The sequence below is a fragment of the Advenella sp. FME57 genome (genome assembly GCF_014897675.1).
GTDB lineage: Bacteria > Pseudomonadota > Gammaproteobacteria > Burkholderiales > Burkholderiaceae_B > Advenella.
Genome location: NZ_JABUXU010000001.1, coordinates 418,405 through 442,155, shown reverse-complemented (window position 1 = coordinate 442,155; position 23,751 = coordinate 418,405). Strand labels below are relative to the sequence as shown.

19 protein-coding genes and 1 other RNA gene are annotated in these 23,751 nt (G+C 55.9%); 13 read left to right on the top strand and 7 right to left on the bottom strand.

The annotated features are described in order from the left end of the window. Positions 1-96: 96 nt before the first annotated feature. Entirely contained in the window at positions 97-1,323 is a 1,227-nt protein-coding gene (locus INT32_RS01980) for a lytic murein transglycosylase (RefSeq protein ID WP_193087040.1), read from the bottom strand. 171 nt (positions 1,324-1,494) lie between these two features. Between INT32_RS01980 and INT32_RS01975 the strand changes: the two genes are divergently transcribed. From INT32_RS01975 to rfbD, 4 genes are all read left to right on the top strand, one after another. Then, a complete protein-coding gene (locus INT32_RS01975) occupies positions 1,495-3,705 on the top strand; it encodes a carboxy terminal-processing peptidase (protein WP_193087039.1) in 2,211 nt (736 codons plus the stop codon). A gap of 104 nt (positions 3,706-3,809) precedes the next feature. Then, positions 3,810-4,985 carry an efflux RND transporter periplasmic adaptor subunit gene (locus tag INT32_RS01970; protein WP_193087038.1) on the top strand — a complete coding sequence of 392 codons (1,176 nt, stop codon included), beginning with the start codon at positions 3,810-3,812 and terminating at the stop codon, positions 4,983-4,985. Positions 4,986-4,987: 2 nt separating this feature from the next. Continuing rightward, on the top strand, positions 4,988-8,056 hold the full coding sequence (locus INT32_RS01965) for an efflux RND transporter permease subunit (protein WP_193087037.1): 3,069 nt from the start codon (positions 4,988-4,990) through the stop codon (positions 8,054-8,056). A gap of 141 nt (positions 8,057-8,197) precedes the next feature. Then, positions 8,198-9,166 (top strand): dTDP-4-dehydrorhamnose reductase, encoded by a 969-nt coding sequence (rfbD, locus tag INT32_RS01960; protein ID WP_193087036.1) that lies wholly within the window; start codon positions 8,198-8,200, stop codon positions 9,164-9,166. Here the strand turns inward: rfbD and INT32_RS01955 are convergent. Then, entirely contained in the window at positions 9,158-9,952 is a 795-nt protein-coding gene (locus INT32_RS01955) for a hypothetical protein (protein WP_193087035.1), read from the bottom strand. The genes rfbD and INT32_RS01955 overlap by 9 nt on opposite strands. 173 nt (positions 9,953-10,125) lie before the next feature. On the opposite strand from INT32_RS01955, the gene INT32_RS01950 reads away from it, so the two are divergent. Together INT32_RS01950 and ssrA are read left to right on the top strand one after the other, a co-directional pair. Beyond that, positions 10,126-10,677 (top strand): DUF1415 domain-containing protein, encoded by a 552-nt coding sequence (locus INT32_RS01950; RefSeq protein ID WP_193087034.1) that lies wholly within the window; start codon positions 10,126-10,128, stop codon positions 10,675-10,677. Between the two features lie 26 nt (positions 10,678-10,703). Next, positions 10,704-11,071: a transfer-messenger RNA gene (gene ssrA / locus INT32_RS01945) on the top strand. Positions 11,072-11,164: 93 nt separating this feature from the next. Here ssrA and INT32_RS01940 read toward each other — a convergent pair. The 4 genes from INT32_RS01940 to ompA all read right to left on the bottom strand — a co-directional run bounded on the left by INT32_RS01940 (position 11,165) and on the right by ompA (position 13,924). Further along, positions 11,165-11,761: an OmpA family protein gene (locus INT32_RS01940; RefSeq protein ID WP_193087033.1), complete on the bottom strand. Its 597-nt coding sequence runs from the start codon at positions 11,759-11,761 to the stop codon at positions 11,165-11,167. Continuing rightward, on the bottom strand, positions 11,758-12,441 hold the full coding sequence (locus INT32_RS01935; RefSeq protein WP_193087032.1) for an HAD-IA family hydrolase: 684 nt from the start codon (positions 12,439-12,441) through the stop codon (positions 11,758-11,760). The genes INT32_RS01940 and INT32_RS01935 overlap by 4 nt, the downstream gene beginning before the upstream one ends. Next, positions 12,438-13,163 (bottom strand): bifunctional 2-polyprenyl-6-hydroxyphenol methylase/3-demethylubiquinol 3-O-methyltransferase UbiG, encoded by a 726-nt coding sequence (gene ubiG / locus INT32_RS01930; protein WP_193087031.1) that lies wholly within the window; start codon positions 13,161-13,163, stop codon positions 12,438-12,440. Before ubiG ends, INT32_RS01935 begins: the two co-directional genes overlap by 4 nt. 200 nt (positions 13,164-13,363) lie before the next feature. Beyond that, positions 13,364-13,924 (bottom strand): outer membrane protein OmpA, encoded by a 561-nt coding sequence (ompA, locus tag INT32_RS01925; RefSeq protein WP_014750459.1) that lies wholly within the window; start codon positions 13,922-13,924, stop codon positions 13,364-13,366. Positions 13,925-14,420: 496 nt separating this feature from the next. Between ompA and gyrA the strand changes: the two genes are divergently transcribed. From gyrA to cmk, 7 genes are read left to right on the top strand one after another with little or no spacing between them, the layout of a single operon-like run. Next, positions 14,421-17,132, top strand: a complete 2,712-nt coding sequence (gene gyrA / locus INT32_RS01920) for a DNA gyrase subunit A (RefSeq protein ID WP_193087245.1) — start codon at positions 14,421-14,423, stop codon at positions 17,130-17,132. A gap of 38 nt (positions 17,133-17,170) precedes the next feature. After that, positions 17,171-18,304 (top strand): 3-phosphoserine/phosphohydroxythreonine transaminase, encoded by a 1,134-nt coding sequence (gene serC, locus INT32_RS01915; RefSeq protein WP_193087030.1) that lies wholly within the window; start codon positions 17,171-17,173, stop codon positions 18,302-18,304. Further along, positions 18,297-19,385 carry a prephenate dehydratase gene (gene pheA, locus INT32_RS01910; RefSeq protein ID WP_193087029.1) on the top strand — a complete coding sequence of 363 codons (1,089 nt, stop codon included), beginning with the start codon at positions 18,297-18,299 and terminating at the stop codon, positions 19,383-19,385. The genes serC and pheA overlap by 8 nt, the downstream gene beginning before the upstream one ends. Before the next feature lie 12 nt (positions 19,386-19,397). Then, a complete protein-coding gene (hisC, locus tag INT32_RS01905) occupies positions 19,398-20,534 on the top strand; it encodes a histidinol-phosphate transaminase (RefSeq protein WP_193087028.1) in 1,137 nt (378 codons plus the stop codon). Then, positions 20,534-21,442: a prephenate dehydrogenase/arogenate dehydrogenase family protein gene (locus INT32_RS01900; RefSeq protein ID WP_193087244.1), complete on the top strand. Its 909-nt coding sequence runs from the start codon at positions 20,534-20,536 to the stop codon at positions 21,440-21,442. Before hisC ends, INT32_RS01900 begins: the two co-directional genes overlap by 1 nt. After that, on the top strand, positions 21,439-22,776 hold the full coding sequence (gene aroA / locus INT32_RS01895) for a 3-phosphoshikimate 1-carboxyvinyltransferase (protein ID WP_193087027.1): 1,338 nt from the start codon (positions 21,439-21,441) through the stop codon (positions 22,774-22,776). Before INT32_RS01900 ends, aroA begins: the two co-directional genes overlap by 4 nt. Further along, complete coding sequence (gene cmk, locus INT32_RS01890) at positions 22,773-23,453, top strand: (d)CMP kinase (protein WP_193087026.1); 681 nt, start codon at positions 22,773-22,775, stop codon at positions 23,451-23,453. Before aroA ends, cmk begins: the two co-directional genes overlap by 4 nt. Before the next feature lie 90 nt (positions 23,454-23,543). On the opposite strand, the gene INT32_RS01885 is transcribed toward cmk, so the two are convergent. Further along, positions 23,544-23,684 (bottom strand): hypothetical protein, encoded by a 141-nt coding sequence (locus tag INT32_RS01885; RefSeq protein ID WP_193087025.1) that lies wholly within the window; start codon positions 23,682-23,684, stop codon positions 23,544-23,546. Positions 23,685-23,751: the final 67 nt, after the last annotated feature.

Below are 23,751 nucleotides of genomic sequence, written 5' to 3'. Positions count from 1 at the left end.
ATTCAAACAGACGCTGTTCCCAAAAACTGACATGGTTGTAGTGCGATTGAATGAAGCATGAAACTATATCAGGATTTTTTTTGCTTCGCAAGTCTTTTATTGCAACGCACGCAGGATTTTCTGTCCGGCGCGTCCGTCCGGCGTCAGTCCGAGCCTGCTTTGTTCCGTTTTGATCGCCTCGCGTGTCTTGCTGCCAATCAGGCCGTCTGGCTCGCCGATAGCATGGCCTCGGTTCAGCAGGGCTTTTTGCAGCGTTACACGGTCAGCCCGTGACAGGCCGGGATCATCCGTGGGCCACGCGGTGACAAAGGGGCCCGCGCCGCGCAGCCGGTCGCTCAGATGCGCAATGGCCAGGGCGTAGCTTTCGGCAGCGTTGTAGCCATAAATCACATCGAAATTGCGAAATACCAGAAATGCCGGCCCGGTGGCGCCTGCTGGCGTCAGCAGGCCCGCTTTCTGGTTGCCCGAAACACGCGCATCCAGCGGCTGGCGGTCTATGGTCGTGACGCCCCGAGCCGACCATGTCGAGATGGATTTTTTGTTGCGCCGACCTTCACCCGCTGTGTTCATGCCCGCAGGCAGGCGCACTTCGAACCCCCAGGGCTGCCCAGTTTGCCAGCCACCCTTGGCAAGAAAGTTGGCGGTCGATGCCAGCGCATCGGCCGAGTTGTCCATCAGATCGCGGCGCCCGTCACCATCGAAATCCACAGCCAGCCGCTCGAACGTAGAGGGCATAAATTGTGTGTGCCCGAAAGCACCTGCCCAGGAGCCGACCAGGCGTTGTGGCTGGATATCGCCTGATTGCAGAATCCGTAGCGTGGCAAAAAATTCTTTTTGAAAATAAGCCTGTCGACGTCCATAACAGCTGAGCGTGCCCAGCGCCTGCACCAACGGATATTTGCCCTGTGTCTGTCCGAAGTTGCTTTCCACGCCCCAGACCGCCACGACCGTTGCGGGATCTACACCGTATTGTGCAGAGACGCGTCGCAATACATCGGCATGGCCGGTCAGGTTACTTTTGCCTTCGCTGACCCGTTGCTCGTCGACCAATCCAGCCAGGTAGTCCCAGATCGGCTGGCGAAATTCCGGCTGGTAATTGAGCTTGTCCAGAATGCTCATATCCGGCGTGACGCCCTGGGTAAACCGGGCAAAAGATTGCGCGGAAATACCGGCGCGTGCCGCCTGTGGCTGCAGCTTTTGCATACATGCAGCAAAATCGCCACCGCTTTGCGCAAACGCCGCGCCCGGTATGCCAATTGTCAATAAGATGGTAAGCCGCTGCAGTGAGCGAAACTGAGAACGGCGCAAGCGGCTGATAGGCATGAATACGGCTCCTGATGATGATCAAATCGTGTAATGGATTGAAGTCAAATTCTAACGTATGTGCCATTTTGTTTGTGATTTCATGTGTTTGGCGAAAAACATGGGTAAAATTGACCGCAGTTCGTTAGAATCAGTATCCATTATCCTATTCACTCGTTGAGATTGCATTGTATGAAGTTGAAAGTATTGGCAACGGCTCTGGCACTTCTGGCTACTTCGGCCTGTGTATATGCCGACTCAGAAGCGCTGAACCGTATCGAACGGCTTGAGCAGTCGCAATCCACGCAGCATCAGTTGCTGGTTCAAAACAGCAGCCCTTCGGTCGATGCTTCTAAAGCGCCGGCCCCGCAGAAGAAGCCTGAGAAAAAAGCGCTGGAACCAACAGTGGATCAGGCCAAGGCGGCCATTATCGTGGCCAATATCCTGACACGCTTTGAGTATGACAAGAAGCCGCTGGACGAAAACATGTCGCATGCGGTGTTCAAGGAATACCTCAAAATGATGGATCCGGCAAAGCTGTATTTGCTCAAGTCGGACATCGACGAGTTCGAACCGGTGCGTCAGAACATTCATACCATGCTGATGACCGGTCGTCTGGCGCCGGCGTTTGCCATGTTTGAAAAGTATCGCGATCGTGTCGAACAGCGCTTCGATCATGCTCTGGCCTTGCTGGATAAGCCTTTTGACTTTGACATTGAAGAGTCCTTCAATCTGGATCGCAAGAAAGCCGAATGGGCAAATTCCGAAGAGCAGATCAACGATTTGTGGCGCAAGCGGATCAAGAATGATTATCTGCGTTTGAAACTGGCCGGCAGTAAAGACAGCGTCATTGTCGAGAAACTCAAAAAGCGCTATATAAACAATCGCAACCAGATCATGCGCATGAACGGCGAAGACGTTGCCGAGATGTTCCTCAATGCCTACGGAAACAGTACCGATCCACATACGTCATATTACAGCCCCAGCTCTGCAAAAAATTTCGACGTACAAATCAGCCTGTCGGTTGAGGGCATTGGCGCCGTCTTGCAAAAACGCGATGAATACGGACAGATCCGTGAGGTGGTGCCGGGCGGCCCGGCAGCCAAATCCGGCAAGCTCAATCCCGGTGACCGCATTGTGGCCGTTGGCCAGGGCGAATCGGGTCCCATGGAAGACGTGGTCGATTGGCGCCTGGATGACATCGTCAAGCTGATCCGCGGCAAGCGCGGCACAACCGTGCGTATCGAGATCATTCCGGCCGAAAGGGGTATGGAAGGCAAGCACACCACTGTTTCCATCGTTCGTCAGAGAGTAACAATGGAAGATCAGGCAGCTCGCTATCGAATCTATGAAGCGGGCGCCGAGGGGGACAAGCGCAAGGTCGGCATCATCACGATCCCCAGCTTCTATGAAGATTTTGATGCGAAAGCGCGGGGCGAAAGCAATTACAAAAGCGTGACCCGTGATGTCCGTGTGATTCTTGAAAAACTTGAAAAGGAAGGCGTGGATGGCGTTCTGCTGGATCTGCGTAACAACGGTGGCGGCTCGCTGAGCGAAGCGGCTAACCTGAGTGGCCTGTTTCTGGGTGGCCCCAATCCGATTGTGCAGGTCAGCACTGCCGAGGGAACCACGTCCAATGTTCGCAGTGCAACGGGCAAAATCGTGTGGAACAAACCGGTAGGGGTTATGGTCAATCGCATTTCGGCTTCTGCATCGGAAATTTTTGCCGCTGTGATCCAGGACTATGGCCGCGGTGTCGTCATTGGCGACCCAACGTGGGGTAAAGGTTCCGTACAGACCATTCGTGGCCTGGATGAATTCCTGCGCCGACATGAAGGCGAGGAGCTGGGTTCGCTCAAATGGACCATCCAGAAATTTTTCCGCGTCAATGGCAGCTCCACGCAGGAAAAGGGTGTCGTGCCCGATATCGTGTTTCCATCGGCCTTTGACCCGACCGAGTTGGGCGAGTCCAGCTACGAGAACGCCATGCCGTGGAGCAAGATCGCCCCGACCAAGTACAGCGGATACGATTCGCTTGCAGAAAAAATCGGGCCGCTCAAAACCATGCACGAGCAGCGTACGCAGCAATCGGATAACTGGAAGCTGTTGCTTGACGAACTGGCATACGCCCGCAAGACGTCCGATAAGAAAGTTATTTCACTGCGTTATGCCACGCGTTTGGAAGAGCGCGAAAAAATGTCCATGGAGCAATCACAGTTTGAAGAGCGCCGTAAAAAACTGGGTGAATCCGATGTTAATTCGTTCCGCCTTGATGATGGCCTGGCGGCAGGGGAAGGCAACCTGACCCAGGAGCTTGCGGATGAGAAAAAACGCAAGGAGAGCCTGGATATTGCTATCAAGGAAGCAGCCAACATCGTGGCGGATCTGGCAAAACAGAAGTAATCCTGCGGCGCATCCGGTTACAACGATTCACAACTCGCGCAGACAGACATATCGCATTTACCCGTACGATATGTTTGTTTTTGCAATCGAGCAGGCAGATACCCGTGCTGATTCCGTTTACAAAGCTGATGCAGTGCGCATTCATCGTGGCTATGTTGAATGCCTTTTCCCCGGACGTGGCTCACGCCCAGGAACCATCTACACGCCCCGCGCTGACCGTGACGGTCCATACGGTCAATGCCGCACTGATCACCCCAGGTTTCTGGGCAACCGGCAATATTCGCGCCTGGCATGACGCCAGCGTCAGTGCCCAGACTAACGGTCTTCGGCTCAAAGCCCTGTACGCCGACGTGGGCGACCGGGTGAAAGCTGGGCAGATGCTGGCCGAGTTTGAAGACACCTCCAGTCGCGGCGATCTGACCCAGGCCGAGGCGCGCCTGCGGCAGGCCCAGGCTTCACTGGATACGGCCAAGCGCAATGCGGACCGTATCCGAAAAATCCGCGGCAGCGGCGCTATTAGTCAATCCGAAGTCGATCAGGCCCTGTCGGGTGAGAAAAACGCCATGGCAGACGTAACTGCGGCCAAAGCGGCGCTGCAAACCCAGGTACAACGCAGCTCTTATACGAAATTGCTGGCGCCCTCCGATGGCGTCATCTCTGTACGTAATGCAGTCATCGGTGCTGTCGTCAACCCTGGGCAGGAAATTTTTCATCTGGTTGTCGATAACCGCCTGGAGTGGCAGGCCCAACTGGGTATGCGCAATCTCATGCAGGTTAGCGAAGGGATGCCGGTGCAGGTTGTTTTGCCAAATGACCGAAAGGTGGCGGGTAAGGTGAGGCAGATCGGGCCCACGCTGGATGAGCAGACGCGCCAGGGCATTGTTTACGTTGATCTGGCATCCGACCCGCAATTGCGGGCGGGCATGTTCCTGCGCGGCCGTTTCGAACTGGCACCCAAACAGGGGCTGACCGTACCACGTCAGGCGCTGGTGCTGCGCGACGGATTCAATTTTGTCTTTGTGCTTGAGAACGATAACAAGGTCGCGCAGACCAAGGTGCAAATCGGTGGCGCTGCCAACAATACGATAGAGGTCACAGCGGGCCTGCGCGACGGGGACAGGGTTGTGACCCAAGGCGCGGCGTTTCTGAATGACCAGGATACGGTGCGGGTGGTCGAAGCGGCTACGCAGCCGCCGGCCACCGGCGAGATCCGTGAATCAGCGCCGGGCAGCGCACCGGATTCTCAGACTGCAGCCAAAGCCAGTCCCGCCGGGAACTGAACATGAACGTTTCTGCTTGGTCGATAAAAAATCCGTTGCCCGCATGCATGTTATTCGTGCTGCTGACGCTGATGGGACTGTATTCGTTTCATGCCATGCGAATCCAGAATTTTCCCGATATCGATCTGCCCACCGTGGTTGTCACGACCGTCCTGGAGGGGGCGACGCCCAGCCAGCTTGAGAATGATGTTGCGCGCAAGATCGAGGACAACCTGGCAACAGTGCAGGGCATAGACCATGTCTTTAGCACCTTGCAGGATGGCGTCGCTACCATTACTGCGCAGTTTGAACTGGAAAAACCGATACAGGAAGCGGTCGATGACGTGCGCTCATCGGTTGCATCGGTGCGCAATGAGTTGCCAGCTAACACCGAGGAACCCATCGTAACCAAACTGGATCTGGCGCAGCTGCCGATCCTGGCATTCACCGTCAGCTCCACGCGCCGTGATGTCACGGATGTGTCCTGGCTTGTGGACAATACCATTGCTCGCAAACTGCTCACTGTCTCTGGCGTTGGCAAGGTCAGCCGGGTTGGCGGACGCGACCGGCAGGTTCGCGTAGATATGGACCCGGTATTGTTGCAGGGGTTGGGGGTGACGGTTGCCGATGTCTCCAGGCAGCTTAAATCGGTGCAGCAGGAGCAGTCGGGGGGTAAGGCTGAGCTGGGTCTTCAGAAACAGCCCATTCGTACGCTGGGTGCTGTAAAAAGCGCGGCAGAGCTTGAGGATCTGCGCATTCCGCTGAGTAACGGCAAAGTCATTACACTGGGCGAAGTAGCCACCGTCCGCGACAGTTTTGCCGATCCGGTCACTGCCGCATTTCTGGATGGCAAGCCTGTTGTGGCATTCGAAGTGGCACGCAGTCGCGGAGCTGGGGAGGTGGACGTCGGGCGAGGCGTGATGCAGGCGCTGGAGCAGATCAAGGCCCAGTATCCCGATCTGACGTTCCGGACTGCATTCGATATGGTGGAGCCTGTCCAGTCTGAATACGACGGGGCGATGCACATGCTGTACGAGGGCGCGCTGCTGGCGGTGCTGGCCGTTTGGCTGTTTTTGCGTGATATCCGGGCAACCTTGGTGTCGGCCGTCGCTTTGCCCTTGTCCATCATACCGGCGTTTGTTGGTATGTATTTTTTTGGCTTTACGATCAATGGCGTCACGCTGCTGGCCTTGTCGCTGGTGGTCGGTATTTTGGTGGATGACGCGATTGTCGAGGTTGAGAATATCGTGCGGCACCTGCAGGCGGGTAAATCTCCCTACCGCGCCGCAATGGAGGCTGCCGATGAAATTGGCCTTGCCGTCGTGGCCACCACTTTTACCCTGATTGCCGTGTTTTTGCCAACGGCGTTTATGAGCGGTATTGCCGGCAAGTTTTTCAAGCAATTTGGCTGGACGGCCGCCATGGCCGTCTTTGCCTCCCTGGTTGTTGCCCGCATGCTCACGCCCATGATGTGTGCCTACATTTTGAAAGGCAAGAAACAGGCACCCAAAGATCCGGGATGGATGAGGCTTTATATGAAGTGGGTGGAGCGCTCGCTGCGTCATCGATGGGTTACCGTAGTGATCGCTGGGCTGTTCTTTGTTGGTTCGATCGTTATTATTCCGCTGCTGCCAACGGGCTTCATGCCTGCCGATGATCTGTCCCAGACCCAGGTCTATGTGGAAATGCAGCCGGGCACGTCGTTGGTACAAACCGAGAAGACGGCCGAGCAGGTGCGCCAGCTGGTCATGGAAAATCCGTCGGTGCTCTCGGTGTATACCAGTATCGGTGGCGGAGCGGCGGGAGGCGACCCGTTTGCCGGCGGGCAGACCCAGGAAGAGCGCAAGGCCACGCTGACCGTGCTGCTGCAGCCGCGTAACGAGCGCCCGATAAAGCAGGAGATTGAGGCTGATATTCGCAGGCGTCTGCAAGTGGTTCCTGGCGTGCGCCTCAAAGTGGGGCTGGGCGGTTCCGGCGAGAAATATATGCTGGTGCTCTCAAGCGAGCAACCCGACGTCTTGATGCAGACCGCGCTGCAGGTTGGGCGGCAACTGCAGTCCATTGCGGGCCTGGGCAATATCTCCTCGTCGGCCAGCCTGATACGCCCGGAAATAGAAGTGCATCCGCGTTTCGATGAGGCGGCGCAACTGGGTGTTACCAGTGCCGCGATGGCCGATACCTTACGTGTTGCCACGGCCGGCGATTTCGAAGTGGCATTGTCCAAGCTCAATTTGGATCAGCGCCAGATCCCGATTGTCGTTGCGCTGGAAAAATGGGCAATCAAAGACCTGGACTTTATCGAGAATTTGCGTGTGCCTGGCGCAAACGGGCCCGTGCCGCTGAGCAGCGTGGCCGATGTGCGTCTGGGTGGCGGCCCGGCGGTCATTAATCGCTATGACAGAGCCCGCAATATTACGTTTGAAATTGAGCTTTCAGGGGTAGCGCTGGGCGATGTTGTCAAGCAGGTCAGGCAATTGCCTGCCATGAAAGCGTTGCCCGCCAGCGTGTCAGTCATCGATATCGGCGATGCAGAGGTTATGGAAGAGTTGTTCCAGAGTTTTGGGCTGGCGATTGTCATTGGGATTGTCTGCATTTATATTGTCCTGGTGCTGCTTTTCAAGCAGTTTCTTCAGCCTTTGACTATCCTGGCTGCGTTGCCGCTATCGCTGGGCGGTGCGTTCGTGGGGCTGCTGTTGGCCGACAAGAGTTTTTCCATGCCGTCGCTGATCGGCCTGATCATGCTCATGGGTATCGCGACAAAGAACTCGATTTTGTTGGTCGAATATGCCATTCTGGCGATCAAAGAAAAGGGCATGACGCGCCTGGAAGCGCTTCGGGACGCCTGCCACAAACGGGCACGGCCGATTTTGATGACTACCCTTGCCATGGGCGCTGGCATGGTTCCGTTGGCGGTCGGCTGGGGCTCTGCAGACCCGGCCTTTCGTTCACCCATGGCCATCGCGGTGCTGGGCGGCCTGATCACGTCCACGTTTCTAAGCCTGCTGGTGATCCCTGCAGTGTTCCTGATTGTTGACGATGTGAGTAATTTTTTTCGGCGCCATACTGGCAAATTATTCAATGACCCGGAGTGAAATGCAGTAGCCGCAGTCCATATGGCAGTCGCAGTGCGATAACGAGGCTCGGCGGCTTGCTGCACCAGGCACAACAGCGGCAGCAGGTGCCAGGATTGGCAACGGGCAATACGATGGGTGGGTGACAAAGGTGACTCTACAATGAAAATTGTGCTTTTCGGGAAAACAGGTCAAGTGGGGCGGGCCTTGCAATCGGCGCTGGCGCGGTCAGGACAGGTTATCGCGCCTGGCAGGCCTCAGCACGGGTCCGGGCTGAGGGCAGTTGCGGTCGAGCGTGTCAGCCCGCATGGGTTGTGGCAAGCTGATTTCCTGGATCCGGCACAATTGTTCGAGCACACGCTTGCCCTGTCGCCCGATGTGATTGTTAATGCGGCCGCCTACACGGCAGTTGATGAGGCCGAGCAAAATCAGACCACCGCCATGTTGGTGAACACCGAAGCGCCGGCTGCGTTGGCACAGGCGGCGGCCCAATGTGGCGCCCTGTTGATTCACTACTCCACTGACTATGTTTTTGACGGCACGGGAACACGGCCTTGGGCCGAGACCGATATTGCCCGGCCGGCCAATATTTATGGACGCAGCAAACTGGCCGCAGACCAGGCTATTGCCCGCAGTGGCTGCAGGCACCTGATCTTTCGCACCAGTTGGGTATATAGCCGTCAGGGCCGGGGCTTTCTGCAGCAGATGATGCAAATGGGCATGAGCCGTTATTGCGTGCGTGTGGTGAACGATCAGATCGGCGCGCCGACCAGTGCATGCCTGATTGCCGATATTACTGCAGCGGCAATTGATAAATATCGTCGCCATCCTGCAGCCATTGAAGACGGTTTATATCATTTGGCCGCCAGCGGACAGACCAGCTGGTTCGACTATGCCTGCCATATTTTTGCACGCATGCGGACTAACGGGCTGGATCTGGCGCTTGATCGCGTCGTGCCAGTCAGTACGTTGGAATACAGCAGCCCTGCGCGACGGCCTTTGAATAGCAGGCTGGACACCGGCAAGCTGGCTGGAGCCTTCGGCCTGTCGTTGCCCTGCTGGCAGCAGGGTGTTGACGCTACTGTGGACGCGCTATGCGAGGGCGCCAAGGACGGTCATTTCCTATCTTGAGGAGTGACCTGCAACAGCCGGCTTCAGATCATAGAAAATCTTGCTCGCGTCAATAAATTTGTAAAGCATGCTCTCGATAAAGACCGCTTGTCCCTGCTGGTTAAGCTTATGCATGGACTCGAGCATCTCCTGCAATAAAGCAATAAAAGACGGCACCAGCGCTGTATCCATGCTCCAGTAGCCATTGGAAAACTGCAGCGCCAGCGCACCGGCTGCATTGGCGGCCAGTGTTGCGTTGGGAAACACGTAGCGCCCCTGGGCGCTGTCGGCAAAGTGCACGGTATCGGTTGGGGCTGACACCAGCTGTATGCCAGGTGACATTTTGAATACTCTTTTGAATGGTTTGTACAGGTCATGGTGTTGCCCGACTTGCAGAAACCACAGCAGGCAAGTCAGTTCACTGAAGGCGGCAATCGCCTGATTGCTGCCCAGATTGCGATCAAAGCCCTGAATCTGTTCGTTGGCCGCGTAACTCATGAGATAGTCCACTTGCTCGATCAAGGCATCATGCTGTGGCTGGGACAAGGGATAGGCAGAATACTCCACGAGCGCAATGCGCGAGCCGGGCGCGTGGGTATTAATGCTGCTGATCGTGGCCAGCAGGTTGTCATAGCGTTGCGCCGGCTGGTTGCCGGTGGCATGTGGCTGGCCGTTACCGTGGGCACGGCCGCCCGATGTGCCGTTGCCGGCCGGATCGCCGGCTTGCTGCTGGTCTGCGCTGCCAGCATAAGGCGCGTTGGTGGCGCTGGTAATAATGAAAAGCGCGTTTGTGCTAGTATCTGTCATGAGTAAGTGCTCCGCAAGCCATTGCCCGGAATAATGCCAAGTAAACCGGCTATTTTAGCAAGTTACGCAAGCTTGGGCGGCCCCAGTGCAGCCGTTGGGTAAATGGGCATCCCTTGAACACTTTTCCTGCACTAGTCGGTGCTTATGACGCCACTCCCGGAATTCTTTTTTGTATGAACGATATCAGCCAGATCGAAAATCGTGTGCGCCGCTGGCTTGAAAAAGCGGTCATCGGCCTCAATCTTTGTCCTTTCGCCAAAAGCGTCTATGTGAAAGACCAGGTGCGCATCGCCATTTGCCAGGCGCAGGACAGGCACGCGTTAACGACCCAGCTTTACGAGGAGTTGCGGTGGTTGGCGAACACGCCGGCGCAGCAGACAGATACCACATTGTTGGTCGTGCCCTGTATGTTCGAGCAGTTCAGCGATTTTAACGACTATCTGGATATTGCCGAAGCGGTGCTCGATGAACTGGAACTGGTCGGTGAAATACAGCTTGCCAGTTTTCATCCTTTTTACCAGTTCGCCAATACCGAGCCGGACGATCTGAGCAACTATACCAACCGTGCGCCGTATCCCATTTTGCATCTGTTGCGCGAAGACAGCCTGGATAAGGCGGCGGAGCAGTACCCGGATGCCAGTGTGATTTTCCAGCGCAATGTCGCGGTGGTCCAGGAGCTGGGCGTCGATGGGTGGCACCGGCTGCTGCGGGATGATCAGGAGTAACCTGTTGAAATGCAATAGCTTTTCTAGTGCTTGTAGTATTGTGAATTGCCCACAGTTTGTGGTATTATGTAATCTAAGCTGTATATCTGGTTGACTGAATGTTTTCTGGACGCGGGTTCGACTCCCGCCGTCTCCACCAACAGCGTATTTGTGTTAGTGCATTTGCTGCTGCATCCGCAAGTCGGGTTCAAGTATGCTGCTGATGGGGACGCCATGGTTTCGACAGGAAAAGATAGGAAGATCGGCAGCCGGTAGGCGATGACCGTAAATCAAGCAAAACCTTTAAATGCAAATGACGAAAGTTACGCATTAGCAGCCTAATACTGGCTAGCTAGGAGCTTTATCCACTTGGCAACAGAACGGATAAAAAAGGGAGCTTCGGCTCCCTTTTTCATTGCGTGGCAAATTTGTGCTGTGGTGTTGGCTGTCACGGGGCAGCGACACATTGCCGGCACCACCGCATCCCGTCATACCAGAGGACTGCTCTCTAGCGGATTTCGTAAAGATAAAGTTCAACCCGCCGATTTACGGCGCGTCCCTGCGCCGTCGTATTGCTCATTAGCGGGTCAATTGATCCCCGGCCTTCGAGCTCGATCAGCACACTTTTCACATTGCGTTGAATAAGATAATTGGCCACGGACGTGGCCCGAGTGATCGACAGTGTCTGATTGGTAACCGAGTCTCCCTGAGAGTCTGAGTGTCCGACTACCTTGATGCGCAAGTAGGGCGACTGGTCAAATGCGCCTGCCACCGCGTTGAGCACCGGCTTCATCTTGTTGTTCAGGCGCGCGCTGCCGCCACGAAAGGTCGTTCCTCCGGGTAAAATCACGCGCAGGCTTCCATCGCGCACGCGGTTGACCTGGATCCCCAGATTTTGCGTATCGGAGGCACGGATCTGCCCGATAAGTTCATTCCAGTTGCTCGGGGTGGTCACGCTGCGCTGTGTCACTGGCAGTCCGCTGGTGTCAACGGCAATGCCGCCGCCCGGATTCTCAATGCCGCCATTGCTGAACGAGGCACAGGCCGATAGCAGCAATCCCGCCGTGGCCATCACCGTGGCCCGTATAAACGTGCTCAGTTTCATGATTTTCCTATACTTGCCTGTTCTTTGATTTTTACGACGGCATCCCACACATCTTCGGGCAGTAGTGCAATTTGGTCAGCATCCCAGGCCTTTACTTCATTGGCATCCACACAATAGCCATAAGCGGCGGCAACGGTTGGCATGCCAGCTGCCTTGCCTGCGATGATATCACGTTCGTCATCACCTACATAGATACAGGTTTCGGGTGCAACCCCGGCCAGTTTTGCGGCGTGCAGCAGCGGCGCCGGGTGCGGTTTGGAATGTGCAAGCGTATCACCACAGACATTGGCTGCGCTACGATCGGTCAATTGCAGATAATCGAACATTGGCAGCGACAGCGCTTCGGCCTTGTTGGTCACGATACCCCAGCGCAGGCCTGAATTTTCCAGCTTGCCGAATAACTGCTCAATACCCGGAAAAAGCGTGGTGTTGCGGGTCATGCAGGCACGGTAGTCTTCGAGAAACCGCAAGCGCGTCGGTTCGTAGTCTTCGTCGTCCGGGGTAAGCGCCAATGCCACCCGCAGCAGCCCGCGCGCGCCCTGGGATGCGACACAGCGTAGCATCTCATATGGCAGTGGCGCCATTCCCCGATACTGGCGCTGCAGATTTGCAGCGTGCGCCAGGTCAGGGGCGCTGTCGGCCAGCGTACCGTCAAAGTCGAAAAGCACAGTGGTGATCATTTGTAGGTCGCCATCAGATAGTTGACCGATGTGTCATTGCTCAGGGAGTAGACATCGGTAATAGGGTTATATTGCATGCCTTTCATCGACATGGGCTCAAGTCCCGCTGCGCGGGCGCTGGTCGCCAGCTCGCTCGGGCGGATAAAGCTGCTGTGAGTGTGCGTATTGCGTGGAAGCAGGTTAAGCACGTACTCGGCGCCGACGATGGCAAACAGAAACGATTTGAAATTGCGGTTCAGCGTGGAAAAAAAGACCAGTCCGCCCGGTTTGACCAGGGTGGCGCAGGCCCGGACAATGGAGCCTGGGTCAGGCACATGTTCCAGCATTTCCATGCAGGTCACGACGTCGTATTGCGCGGGCCGCTCGCTGGCGATCTGCTCTGCGCTGATGTTGCAGTACTCCACCTGCACGCCGCTTTCCAGGCCATGAAGCCGGGCCACATTCAGGGACTTTTGCGCCAGATCGATGCCGGTGACCGAAGCGCCGCTGGCAGCCATGCTTTCGGCGAGAATGCCGCCGCCGCAGCCGACATCAATGATGGTCTTGCCCTCCAGGCCGCCGGCCAGAGACGAGATCCATTCCAGGCGCAACGGGTTGATCGCATGCAAGGGCTTGAATTCGCTGGTGGGGTCCCACCATTTTGCCGCAAGATCGCCAAATTTATCCAGTTCGGCCTGACTGGCATTGACGGGCAGGGAAGAGGGCGTGCTGGTCTGTGACATAAGCAGTGGTGGGCGGTTGTATGGTGTGTATAGGATAGTGATAGCCGCATTTTACACCACTGGCGGCGGATGGGGCAGCAAGCCCGGCCAGTCCGCCCCAGACAGTACGCCTGGAATGGGTCCTGACAGACGTAAAAAAGGCTCCTTACAGGAGCCCTTTTTACTGCTACTAGGAGCCTTTTTGCAGGAGACGCTGAAAATTAGCGGCGTGTACCTACGATTTCGATCTCTACGCGACGGTTTTTAGCACGGCCTTCGCGGGTTGTGTTTGAGGCAACTGGTTGTGTTTCGCCACGGCCGGAAGCAATGATCTGGTCAGCAGGAACACCACGGGAGATCAGGTAGTTCTTGACTGAAGCAGCACGGCGCTCAGACAGTTTCTGGTTGTATGCATTGGTACCAACAGAATCGGTGTGACCAGTAGCGATCAGAGATTCCAGGTTCAATTGAGTAACTTGCTGGGCAACTTGATCCAGAATGTTACGGCCTTCTGGTTTAAGTGTTGCTTTGTCGAAGTCGAAGAATGTATCAGCGTTGAAGGTTACTTTGTTGGCAACGACTTCAGCTTGAGGAGCGCCACAACCTTGAGCTGCGGTTGCGGGTGTCCAGAAATTGTCGCGCCAGCAGTGTTCATTCGTGCCGTTCATCCAGACCAGACCGTATGGATTAACCCAGTTATCGACGGTTTGCGCTGATGCTACACCTGACGTTGCGGCTGCAACAACGGCGAATGCCAATGCGAATTTAGAGGGTTTGTTCATGTTTCTCCTCGTTGAGCTTGATAGCTAAAAGTTGACTCGCAGCGAAACCCGCCGCAGATTGAAATTCAGGGTCAGTATAGCAACGCTTGGATATGGATTCAAAGGGTTGCACTAGTTTTCCCTTGTTCGTGGTTCAATCTTAAGCGATTTTTGAAGTCTTTGCCGAGACTAAGTCCTACATTTTTAAGGGAACTTTCCAATATTGTCTCTTATGCGCCAAATTTGTTGGATTTCAACCACAAACCCTGTTTCAAATTTGCTGCAAAAGCCCGTAGTTCGAAGCAAGCACCTGAAAGAAATGAAAAATTAAAGCCCAATACTTAAAGTAAAGTCTCAAATATATAAATCGACCATAAATGTTCGCATTACGCGCTTTTTGGTGCGCTGAACAGGCTGTAACAATGATAGAATGACGGATTCGCCCCGCGTGCGAGACCGGAAAACGCCTGCCGGATTTTCTGACGTTTGTATCACATCAAAATAAGTTATGAGTACTATGGATTCTTTTGCCAGGGAAACCCTGCCAATATCGCTAGAAGAGGAAATGCGCCGAAGCTATCTTGATTACGCCATGAGCGTAATTGTCGGCCGGGCGCTTCCCGATGTCAGGGACGGGCTAAAACCGGTGCACCGCCGGGTGTTGTTTGCCATGCACGAGCTGAACAACGACTGGAACCGGGCCTACAAGAAATCCGCTCGTATTGTCGGTGACGTTATCGGTAAGTACCATCCCCACGGTGACCAGGCAGTGTATGACACCATCGTCCGTATGGCGCAAAGCTTCTCACTGCGCTATATGCTGGTAGACGGGCAGGGTAACTTCGGGTCAGTCGATGGCGACAGTGCTGCTGCCATGCGTTATACCGAAATCCGCCTGGCCAAAATTGCGCATGAGCTGCTGGCCGATATCGATCAGGAAACGGTCGATTTTGGTCCGAACTACGATGGCAGTGAGCAGGAACCGCTGTTGCTGCCTTCACGCGTACCGAATCTGCTGATCAACGGCAGCTCGGGTATTGCCGTCGGCATGGCAACCAATATACCTCCGCACAACTTGAGCGAAGTCATCGACGGCTGCCTGTATTGCCTGCGCAACCCGGGTTGCACCCTGGATGAACTGATCGAACTGATTCCTGCTCCCGATTTCCCTACCGGCGGTATTATCTACGGTATGACCGGGGTACGCGAAGGCTACCGTACAGGACGCGGGCGTGTGGTCATGCGGGCCAAAACCCATTTCGAAGACATGGAAAAGGGCAATCGTCAGTCCATCATTGTTGATGAGCTGCCATACCAGGTCAATAAAAAGACGCTGCAGGAGCGCATTGCAGAGCTGGTCAATGAAAAGAAAATCGAGGGTATCTCGGATATCCGCGATGAGTCTGACAAGGACGGCATGCGCCTGGTCATTGAACTGAAGCGCGGCGAAGTCCCCGAGGTCATTCTGAACAATCTGTTCAAGCACACGCAATTGCAGGATACCTTTGGTATCAACATGGTTGCGCTGGTGGAAGGGCAGCCGCGACTGCTTAATCTGAAGCAGATGGTCGAGTACTTTCTCAGCCATCGCCGGGAAGTGGTCACGCGTCGTACGGTATTTCAGTTGCGCAAGGCGCGCGAGCGTGGACATTTGCTGGAAGGCCTGGCCGTTGCGCTGGCCAATATCGATGAATTCATCGCAATCATCAAGGGTGCGCCTACGCCGCCTGTCGCCAGACAGGAACTGATGGCGCGCAACTGGGATTCTTCGCTGGTGCGCGAATTGCTGCAACGGGCAGACGATGGCAGCGTACTGGGCGGCAGTGCCGCCTATCGTCCGGACACCCTGGCCGATATTTTCGGGTTGCAGGAAGATGGGCTGTATCGTCTAAGCGACGTCCAGGCACAGGAAATCCTGAATATGCGTCTGCAACGCCTGACCGGGCTGGAGCAGGACAAAATCGTTAATGAATACCGTGGCATCATGGACACCATTTCCGATTTGCTGGATATCCTGGCCAAACCCGAGCGGATTACCGCGATTATTTCTGACGAGCTGGTTGCCATCAAGGCCGAGTTCTCAACCAATGCCAAAGATGTACGGCGCTCCGAAGTGGTCATGAATGCGACCGAGCTGGATACGGAAGACCTGATTACTCCTGCAGACATGGTGGTTACGCTATCCAATAGCGGTTATATTAAAAGCCAGCCATTGTCCGAATACCGCGCCCAGAAGCGGGGCGGTCGCGGCAAGCAGGCGACGGCCATGAAAGAAGACGACTGGATTGATCAGTTGTTTATCGCGAACACGCACGATTTTCTATTGTGTTTCTCTGACCGCGGGCGGGTGTACTGGCTCAAGGTCTGGGAAGTGCCTCAGGGCACACGCGGTTCCCGCGGACGCCCGATCGTTAATATGTTCCCGCTGATAGACGGCGAAAAAATCACGGTTGTCCTGCCGGTGCGCGAGTTTTCCGACACAAGCTTTGTGTTTATGGCAACTTCTCGCGGCACAGTCAAGAAAACCCCACTGTCCGATTTTTCCAATCCGCGCAAGGCAGGCATTATCGCCGTGGCCCTGGACGAAGGCGATTATCTGATCGGTGCCGATCTGACTGACGGCGAGCACGACGTCATGTTGTTCTCCGATGCCGGTAAGGCTGTACGTTTTGACGAAAATGACGTGCGTCCAATGGGCCGTACTGCGCGTGGCGTGCGCGGTATGAATCTGGACGGCGATCAGCAGGTTATTTCGCTGCTGGTGGCCGGTGACGAGTCACAAAGCGTGCTGACCGCAACCGAAAATGGTTACGGCAAGCGTACCTCTATTTCGGAATATACGCGCCACGGCCGTGGCACCAAGGGCATGATCGCCATCCAGACCAGCGCCCGCAACGGCAAGGTCGTGGGTGCTGTTCTGGTGAACCCATCAGACGAAATCATGCTGATCACTACTGCTGGTGTCCTGGTTCGTACCCGAGTCTCGGAAGTGCGGGAAATGGGCCGTGCGACACAGGGTGTCACGTTGATCAGTGTCGATGATGGCAGCAGCTTGTCCGGCGTACGACGCGTCGTGGAAAGCGATGCGGATGTTGATGCCGATGAGGCTGACGCTGACGCAGCTCAGCTGCCTGCCACCGGGCTGCCGGATTCGCAAGACGATGGCAGTAACCAGCCATCGGGTGATGCGCCCGGCTCGGCGACACCGGATACCGATACAGAGGCCTGATTTTTTCAGAGTAAATCACCTTAATTTTAGGGTAAACAATGGGTACGCAATTTTGGAATTTTTCGGCCGGGCCGGCTGTCCTGCCCAAGCCTGTTCTGGAGCAGGCCGCTGCCGAAATGCTCGACTGGCGCGGCAGTGGCATGTCGGTCATGGAAATGAGTCACCGGGGCGCCGAATTTACGCAAATCTGCGACGAGGCTGAAGACGATCTGCGTACCCTGTTGGGCATCTCCGACGATTATGCCGTGATTTTCATGCAGGGTGGCGCCACGGCAGAAAATGCCATTGTTCCGATGAACCTGATTGCGCGCAATCCGTCCAAGAATGCCGATTACGTCCTTACTGGTAGCTGGTCAGTCAAGTCACATAAAGAGGCGCAACGCTATGGCAATGCGCGGGTGGCTGCTGCTGCCGATACAGAGCGGCAGATCGATGGTGTCACATATGGAGCCTGGAGCTGGGTGCCGCCGCTTGATTCCTGGCACGTGCAGCCCGATGCTTCTTATTTGCACTATTGCAGCAATGAAACGATTGGCGGCCTGGAAATAGCCCAAATGCCCGACATGCAGGCATTGGGTGCGCCCGATGTGCCACTGGTGCTTGATGCCTCATCGCATTTCCTGTCCCGCCCGCTGGATGTTTCCCGAACCGGCATGGTGTATGCCGGTGCGCAGAAAAATGCGGGCCCCGCGGGCGTCACCATGGTGATTGTGCGCAGAGATATGCTGGGTCACGCGCTCGCATGCACGCCGTCGGCCTTTGATTATGTGAACGTGGCAAAAGAGCGCTCCCGTTACAACACGCCACCGAGCTACGGCATTTATATTTGCGGGCTGGTGTTCAAATGGTTGCTCCAATTGGGCGGGCTGACCGAGATCGAAAAACACAATCTGGCCAAATCGCAGGCCCTGTATGCCCAGATAAACAGCAGCGATTTTTACGCCAATCCAATACAGCCGGCCTTCCGTTCCCGCATGAATGTGCCATTTACGCTGGTCAACGAGGAGCTGACAGCCCAGTTTCTGAAACAAGCTGCGCAACATCACCTGCTGGCACTCAAAGGACACAAGTCCGTCGGCGGTGTGCGTGCATCCATCTATAATGCGATGCCTATGGAAGGCGTTGCAACACTCATAGACTTTATGAAAGAGTTCGAGCGCACACATGGATAATTCACTACAGGATGCGCTCAAACCGCTGCGCGACAAAATTGATCAGATTGACCGCGATATTCTTGACCTGCTTAATCAGCGGGCACAAACGGCAATCGACGTAGGCCGGGTCAAGTACGAGCATCAGGCCGACAGCGCCGTGCTCAAGCCCGAGCGTGAGGCTCAGGTCATCCGGCGCCTTCAGGAGCTCAATCGCTACGGTATCTTTACCGAAACCGGTGTGCGGGCCGTCTGGGCGGAAATTATCTCGGTTTGCCGGGGCCTGGAAAAAGGGCTGACGGTGGCCTATCTTGGTCCGGAAGGGTCATTTTCCGAGCAGGCTGCCATGGAGTTCTACGGCCATTCGGTTCACGCGCTGCCGTGCCCATCTTTTGATGAGGTGTTCCGTGCCGTCGAGGCCGGACAGGCCGATGTCGGCATGGTACCGGTTGAAAACTCCACCGAAGGGGCCGTCAACAGGACACTGGATCTGTTTCTTAACTCTACCGTCAAGGTGCATGGGGTTCGTTCCATTCCCATCCGTCACTGTCTGATGAGCCAGCATGGCACCATGGACGGCGTCAAAAGCATCATGGCGCATCCGCAGGCGTTGGCGCAGTGCCAGAAATGGATATCGCAACATCACCCGACGCTTGAGATCGTGCCGGCAGCCAGCAATTCCGAGGCGGCCAAACATGCCGCTCAGGAGGAAAGCGTTGCGGCAATTGCCGGCGAAACAGCGGCTGTCTTCTGGAATCTTGGGCTTGTCGCTTCCGGTATCCAGGATGACGCTAATAATAAGACGCGATTTCTGGCCATCGGCAATATCGAAACGGCGCCCAGCGGACGCGATCAGACCAGCCTGATTTTTGCAGTGCCCAATCGCGTTGGCGCAGTATACGAGATGATCAGCCCCTTTGCGCGCAATGGCGTGTCAATGACTCGTTTCGAATCCCGGCCGGCGCGCACGGGCCAGTGGGAATATTATTTTTACGTCGACGTGCTAGGCCACTGCTCTGACGAGAACGTGGCGCGGGCGCTGGAAGAACTGAAACAGCAGTCCGCATTTTTCAAAATTCTGGGTTCCTACCCAATGCAATAGAAGGTGATTTGAATGTCCGGTATAGCCAGTGGGTTCGGTATATCCAGTAATGTCGATGCGATGATGCCATACCAGGCAGGCAAGCCCATCGAGGATCTGGCGCGTGAATACGGGCTTGATCCTGCTAGTATTGTCAAACTGGCATCCAACGAAAACCCGCTCGGCATGTCCGACTCCGTGCGTCAGGCGATCAGCACATTTCTTGACAGCGTGCCAGGGCAGGCGCTGGGTCGCTATCCCGACCCCAATGCCTTTGCACTCAAACAGGCGCTGGCTGAGCATTACCAGGTCCCCGCCAATTGGCTGACGGTGGGAAATGGTTCCAACGACCTGCTGGAAATTATTTCACTGGCCATTTTGGACCAGCAGGCATCCTGTGTTTATGCCGAACACGCATTCATTGTGTACCAGTTGGCAACGCAGGCGCGCGGCGCCACCCATATTAAAGTGCCGGCGGCTAGTTTCGGCCACGATCTGCAGGCCATGTTCGAAGCCATTGGCGACGATACGCGTCTGGTCTTTATTGCCAATCCAAATAATCCTACAGGCACCTTCCATAGCGGCGATGTGATCCGCAGTTTTGTTGAAAAAGTGCATGCAGCCCACGGCAATCGCGTCACTGTGGTGCTGGACGAAGCGTATAACGAGTATCTGGATCCGCAGTTGCGGTTTGACAGCGCCCAGCTGGTAAGAGATTTTTCCAACATTATCGTGGTCCGTACGTTTTCCAAGGCCTATGGCCTGGCAGGCATGCGCATGGGGTTTGCCATTGCCCGTCCGGAAATGACCGACTACTTAAATCGCGTTCGCCAGCCGTTCAATGTGAATTTGCTGGCCCAGGTGGCTGCGGTCGCGGCGCTCAAGGACGCAGCGTTTCTTGAAAAAACCTACGAGTTGAACCGTGACGGCAAGCGCTGGCTGTCGGCCCAGTTTGCAGAAATGGGACTGGAATTTGTCCCCAGCTTCGGCAACTTCATTCTGCTGCGAGTGGGTGATGCTGCTGCAGTAAATACAGCACTGCTACAGCGTGGCGTGATCGTGCGACCGGTTGTCGGCGACGGCCTGCCCGAGCATCTGCGCGTGTCTATCGGGCTGCCCGAGGAGAACGCCAAGTTCATCAGCGCGCTCAAAGAGGTGCAGGGCAAGTGATGGCAATCAAGGCCAGCGAGAGTGCAGCGGCTGTGCTGCCGCCACTTCGGATTCCGGTTCTGGCCGTGGTCGGCGTCGGTCTGATCGGCGGCTCACTGGCATTGTCGCTCAAGCGCAATGGTGTTGTCGGCAAGGTCCTGGGCATCAGTCACGATCCGGCAAGTATCAACACGGCGCTGGAACTGGGAATCATCGACACAATCGCGTCTTTCGAGCAGGTCTCGCAGGCAGACGTGATTGTTATTGCAACGCCGGTTTCTGCATTCGAGTCGGTATGCAGTGCCATCAAGCCATTTTTGGCGCCGCGCTCGATCATTACCGATGTTTGCAGTACCAAGCAGCAGGTGACTGCCATGGCCCGACGCTCGCTGGGCGATCGCGTGGGGCATTTTGTTCCCGGGCATCCCATTGCCGGCGCAGAAACGTCCGGCCCTGCCGCGGCCAACGCTTTCCTGTTTGAACAGAAGCAGGTTATCCTGACTCCTTTGCAGGAGAATGTGCCCGAGCAAGTCGATCTGCTCACCCGATTATGGGAAGCCTGCGGATCCACCGTCAGTTCGATGGGCGCCGCAGAGCATGACCGCATATTCGCCGCGGTCAGTCATATGCCGCACTTTCTGTCGGCGCTCTATATGTACAGCTTGCTGGACGCTGGACAACCCGATCACAAGCTTAAGTACGCAGGCAGCGGGTTTCGTGATTTTACGCGCATCGCTGCCGGACCCCCGGTCATGTGGCGCGATATCTTTTCAAGCAATCGCGAGTGTATGCTAGAGGAAATTACCCGTTTTCAAACCTGCCTGGAGCAGGCCCGACAAATGCTGGAGAGCGGCAACAATGAAGCGTTCGAGGCCTGGCTGGCAGCCGCGGCCCAGGCGCGGCGAGATTGGGAGAATCCACCATCATGAGTGAAGTAAGTCAATATCTGGCCCCGGCGGTACGGGGCCGAGGGCAGATGGCGCTGCCTGGCTCGAAAAGTATTTCGAACCGGGTCCTGCTACTGGCGGCGCTGTCCGAGGGCAGTACGCGTATTGACGGGTTGCTCGACTCCGATGATACGCGCGTCATGCTTGCCGCTCTGCGCGCGCTTGGGCTGCAGATTGATCAGGCAGGCGACAATCAGGTTGTGGTGCACGGCAAGGGATCGTTTCCACAAATGCGGGCTGATTTGTTTCTGGGTAATGCCGGTACGGCGTTTCGTCCCCTGACAGCAGCGCTGGCCATGGCGCAGGGCCACTACCGCCTGCATGGCGTATCCCGTATGCATGAGCGTCCGGTCGGGGACCTGGTCACTGCGCTGCAGGCTGTCGGAGCACAGATTCGCTACGAAGGTCAACAAGGCTATCCGCCACTGCAAATTTCGCCGGCGCAACTGCATGTTGACGGCCCGATCCCGATTTCGGGTAATGTGTCCAGCCAGTTTCTGACTGCCTTTCTGATGATGGCCCCGATCCTGGCGGCGCGTGTCGGCCACGATGTCACCTTGCAGGTCCAGGGAGAGCTGATATCCAAACCCTATATCGCCATTACACTGCAATTGATGGCGCGCTTTGGTGTGACCGTTCAGCAGGATGGCTGGGAGCGCTTTACCATCGTGGCGGATAGCCGATACTCCAGTCCCAATGCAGTGGCAATCGAGGGCGACGCCTCCAGCGCATCTTACTTTCTGGCGCTGGGACTGCTTGGCCAGGGGCCGGTACAGATCAACGGCATTGGCAAGGACAGCATTCAGGGCGATATCGCGTTTGCGCAATTTATTGAACGGCTCGGTGGAAAAATCACCTATCAGGATCAATGTCTTATTTCCGAGAGAGCGCAAAGCGTTGCAGACCGGCCTCTGCCGGCATTTGACGAGGATTTCAACCTGATTCCAGATGCTGCCATGACGGCGGCGGTGCTGGCCCTGTACGCTGACGGTCCGTGCGTGTTGCGCAATATCGGTAGCTGGCGTGTCAAGGAAACCGATCGCATTCATGCCATGCATACCGAACTGGGCAAGCTGGGCGCAGTGGTTGAATCCGGTGCAGACTGGATTCGTATTACGCCGCCCGAGCCCGGAAAATGGCAGACAGCGCAGATTGCGACCTACGATGATCATCGTATGGCCATGTGCTTTTCGCTCGCCGTATTCGGGCCGGTTGGTGTCACCATCCTGGATCCTGCCTGCGTCAGCAAGACGTTTCCCGACTATTTTTCGGTTTATGATACGCTGGTCACGACCACCCAGGAGGATGCATCATGACTGGCGGGTTTCACGCGGACAATCGCATACCTGTCATTGCCATTGACGGCCCGACCGCCTCCGGTAAGGGCACGGTCGCTGCCCGGGTGGCCGATGCGCTGGGCTGGTCCGTCCTCGATAGCGGTGCGCTCTACCGGTTAAGCGCGCTTGCGGCGCTCAGGCGCGGTGTGGCCGACACTGATGAACAGGCGTTGGCCGATATTGCGAGACAGCTGGATGTCCGCTTCCAGGGCGACAAAGTGTTGCTTGACAACGACGACGTCACTGAGCAGTTGCGCCAGGAGCATATCGGCGACATGGCCTCGCGGATAGCCCCGCTGCAACCATTGCGTGGTGCATTGCTGGAGCGCCAGCGGGCATTTCGACAGGTTCCGGGCCTGGTTTGCGACGGTCGGGATATGGGTACAGTCGTATTTCCTGATGCCTCTCTTAAGATTTTCCTGATTGCAGATGTCGATGCGCGTGCTAAAAGACGCTATAACCAGTTGATCGAAAAAGGTTTTTCTGCTAATCTTGGCGACTTGTTAAAGGATTTGAAAGCGCGCGACGACCGAGATCAGAACCGTTTGGTGGCGCCACTTAAGCCAGCAGATGATGCCGTGGTGGTTGATTCTTCCAATTTGGGAGTTGATCAGACCGTCGAGCGCATCCTGGCTCACTGGCGTAACAAAACGTAATGATCTGCGTGCTGTTCAGGTAAATGGTTTGGACTGGTGGGTTTTAGCCAGCGGATGTTAGGGCAGGGGTCAGCAAACGCCGGGTGCCAATCATGCGGCCAGACTGGTAGCCTGCGAGCGGTAGTAGTGCGTCTGCATGCTCTCGAATGCAGCGGCATGGGCCTGCAGCGATCTACCACCCGGCAGTGAGCCGTGATGCCAAACCCACACGGGTTTGTCGCTCGCATTCATATCCGATAGTACCTGCTCGCTAATGCAGCACAGGCAGGATTGCAGTCGCAGTACCCATTATTTCCTG

Bases quoted from the DNA above. Each gene is read 5' to 3' on its own strand.
- cmk (WP_193087026.1), top strand. From the start codon at position 22,773: ATGACTGGCGGGTTTCACGCGGACAATCGCATACCTGTCATTGCCATT.
- rfbD (WP_193087036.1), top strand. From the start codon at position 8,198: ATGAAAATTGTGCTTTTCGGGAAAACAGGTCAAGTGGGGCGGGCCTTG.
- gyrA (WP_193087245.1), top strand. From the start codon at position 14,421: ATGGATTCTTTTGCCAGGGAAACCCTGCCAATATCGCTAGAAGAGGAA.
- INT32_RS01940 (WP_193087033.1), bottom strand. From the start codon at position 11,761: ATGAAACTGAGCACGTTTATACGGGCCACGGTGATGGCCACGGCGGGA.
- hisC (WP_193087028.1), top strand. From the start codon at position 19,398: ATGTCCGGTATAGCCAGTGGGTTCGGTATATCCAGTAATGTCGATGCG.
- INT32_RS01975 (WP_193087039.1), top strand. From the start codon at position 1,495: ATGAAGTTGAAAGTATTGGCAACGGCTCTGGCACTTCTGGCTACTTCG.
- pheA (WP_193087029.1), top strand. From the start codon at position 18,297: ATGGATAATTCACTACAGGATGCGCTCAAACCGCTGCGCGACAAAATT.
- aroA (WP_193087027.1), top strand. From the start codon at position 21,439: ATGAGTGAAGTAAGTCAATATCTGGCCCCGGCGGTACGGGGCCGAGGG.
- INT32_RS01980 (WP_193087040.1), bottom strand. From the start codon at position 1,323: ATGCCTATCAGCCGCTTGCGCCGTTCTCAGTTTCGCTCACTGCAGCGG.
- INT32_RS01955 (WP_193087035.1), bottom strand. From the start codon at position 9,952: ATGACAGATACTAGCACAAACGCGCTTTTCATTATTACCAGCGCCACC.
- INT32_RS01935 (WP_193087032.1), bottom strand. From the start codon at position 12,441: ATGATCACCACTGTGCTTTTCGACTTTGACGGTACGCTGGCCGACAGC.
- INT32_RS01885 (WP_193087025.1), bottom strand. From the start codon at position 23,684: ATGAATGCGAGCGACAAACCCGTGTGGGTTTGGCATCACGGCTCACTG.
- ubiG (WP_193087031.1), bottom strand. From the start codon at position 13,163: ATGTCACAGACCAGCACGCCCTCTTCCCTGCCCGTCAATGCCAGTCAG.
- serC (WP_193087030.1), top strand. From the start codon at position 17,171: ATGGGTACGCAATTTTGGAATTTTTCGGCCGGGCCGGCTGTCCTGCCC.
- INT32_RS01900 (WP_193087244.1), top strand. From the start codon at position 20,534: ATGGCAATCAAGGCCAGCGAGAGTGCAGCGGCTGTGCTGCCGCCACTT.
- INT32_RS01950 (WP_193087034.1), top strand. From the start codon at position 10,126: ATGAACGATATCAGCCAGATCGAAAATCGTGTGCGCCGCTGGCTTGAA.
- INT32_RS01965 (WP_193087037.1), top strand. From the start codon at position 4,988: ATGAACGTTTCTGCTTGGTCGATAAAAAATCCGTTGCCCGCATGCATG.
- ompA (WP_014750459.1), bottom strand. From the start codon at position 13,924: ATGAACAAACCCTCTAAATTCGCATTGGCATTCGCCGTTGTTGCAGCC.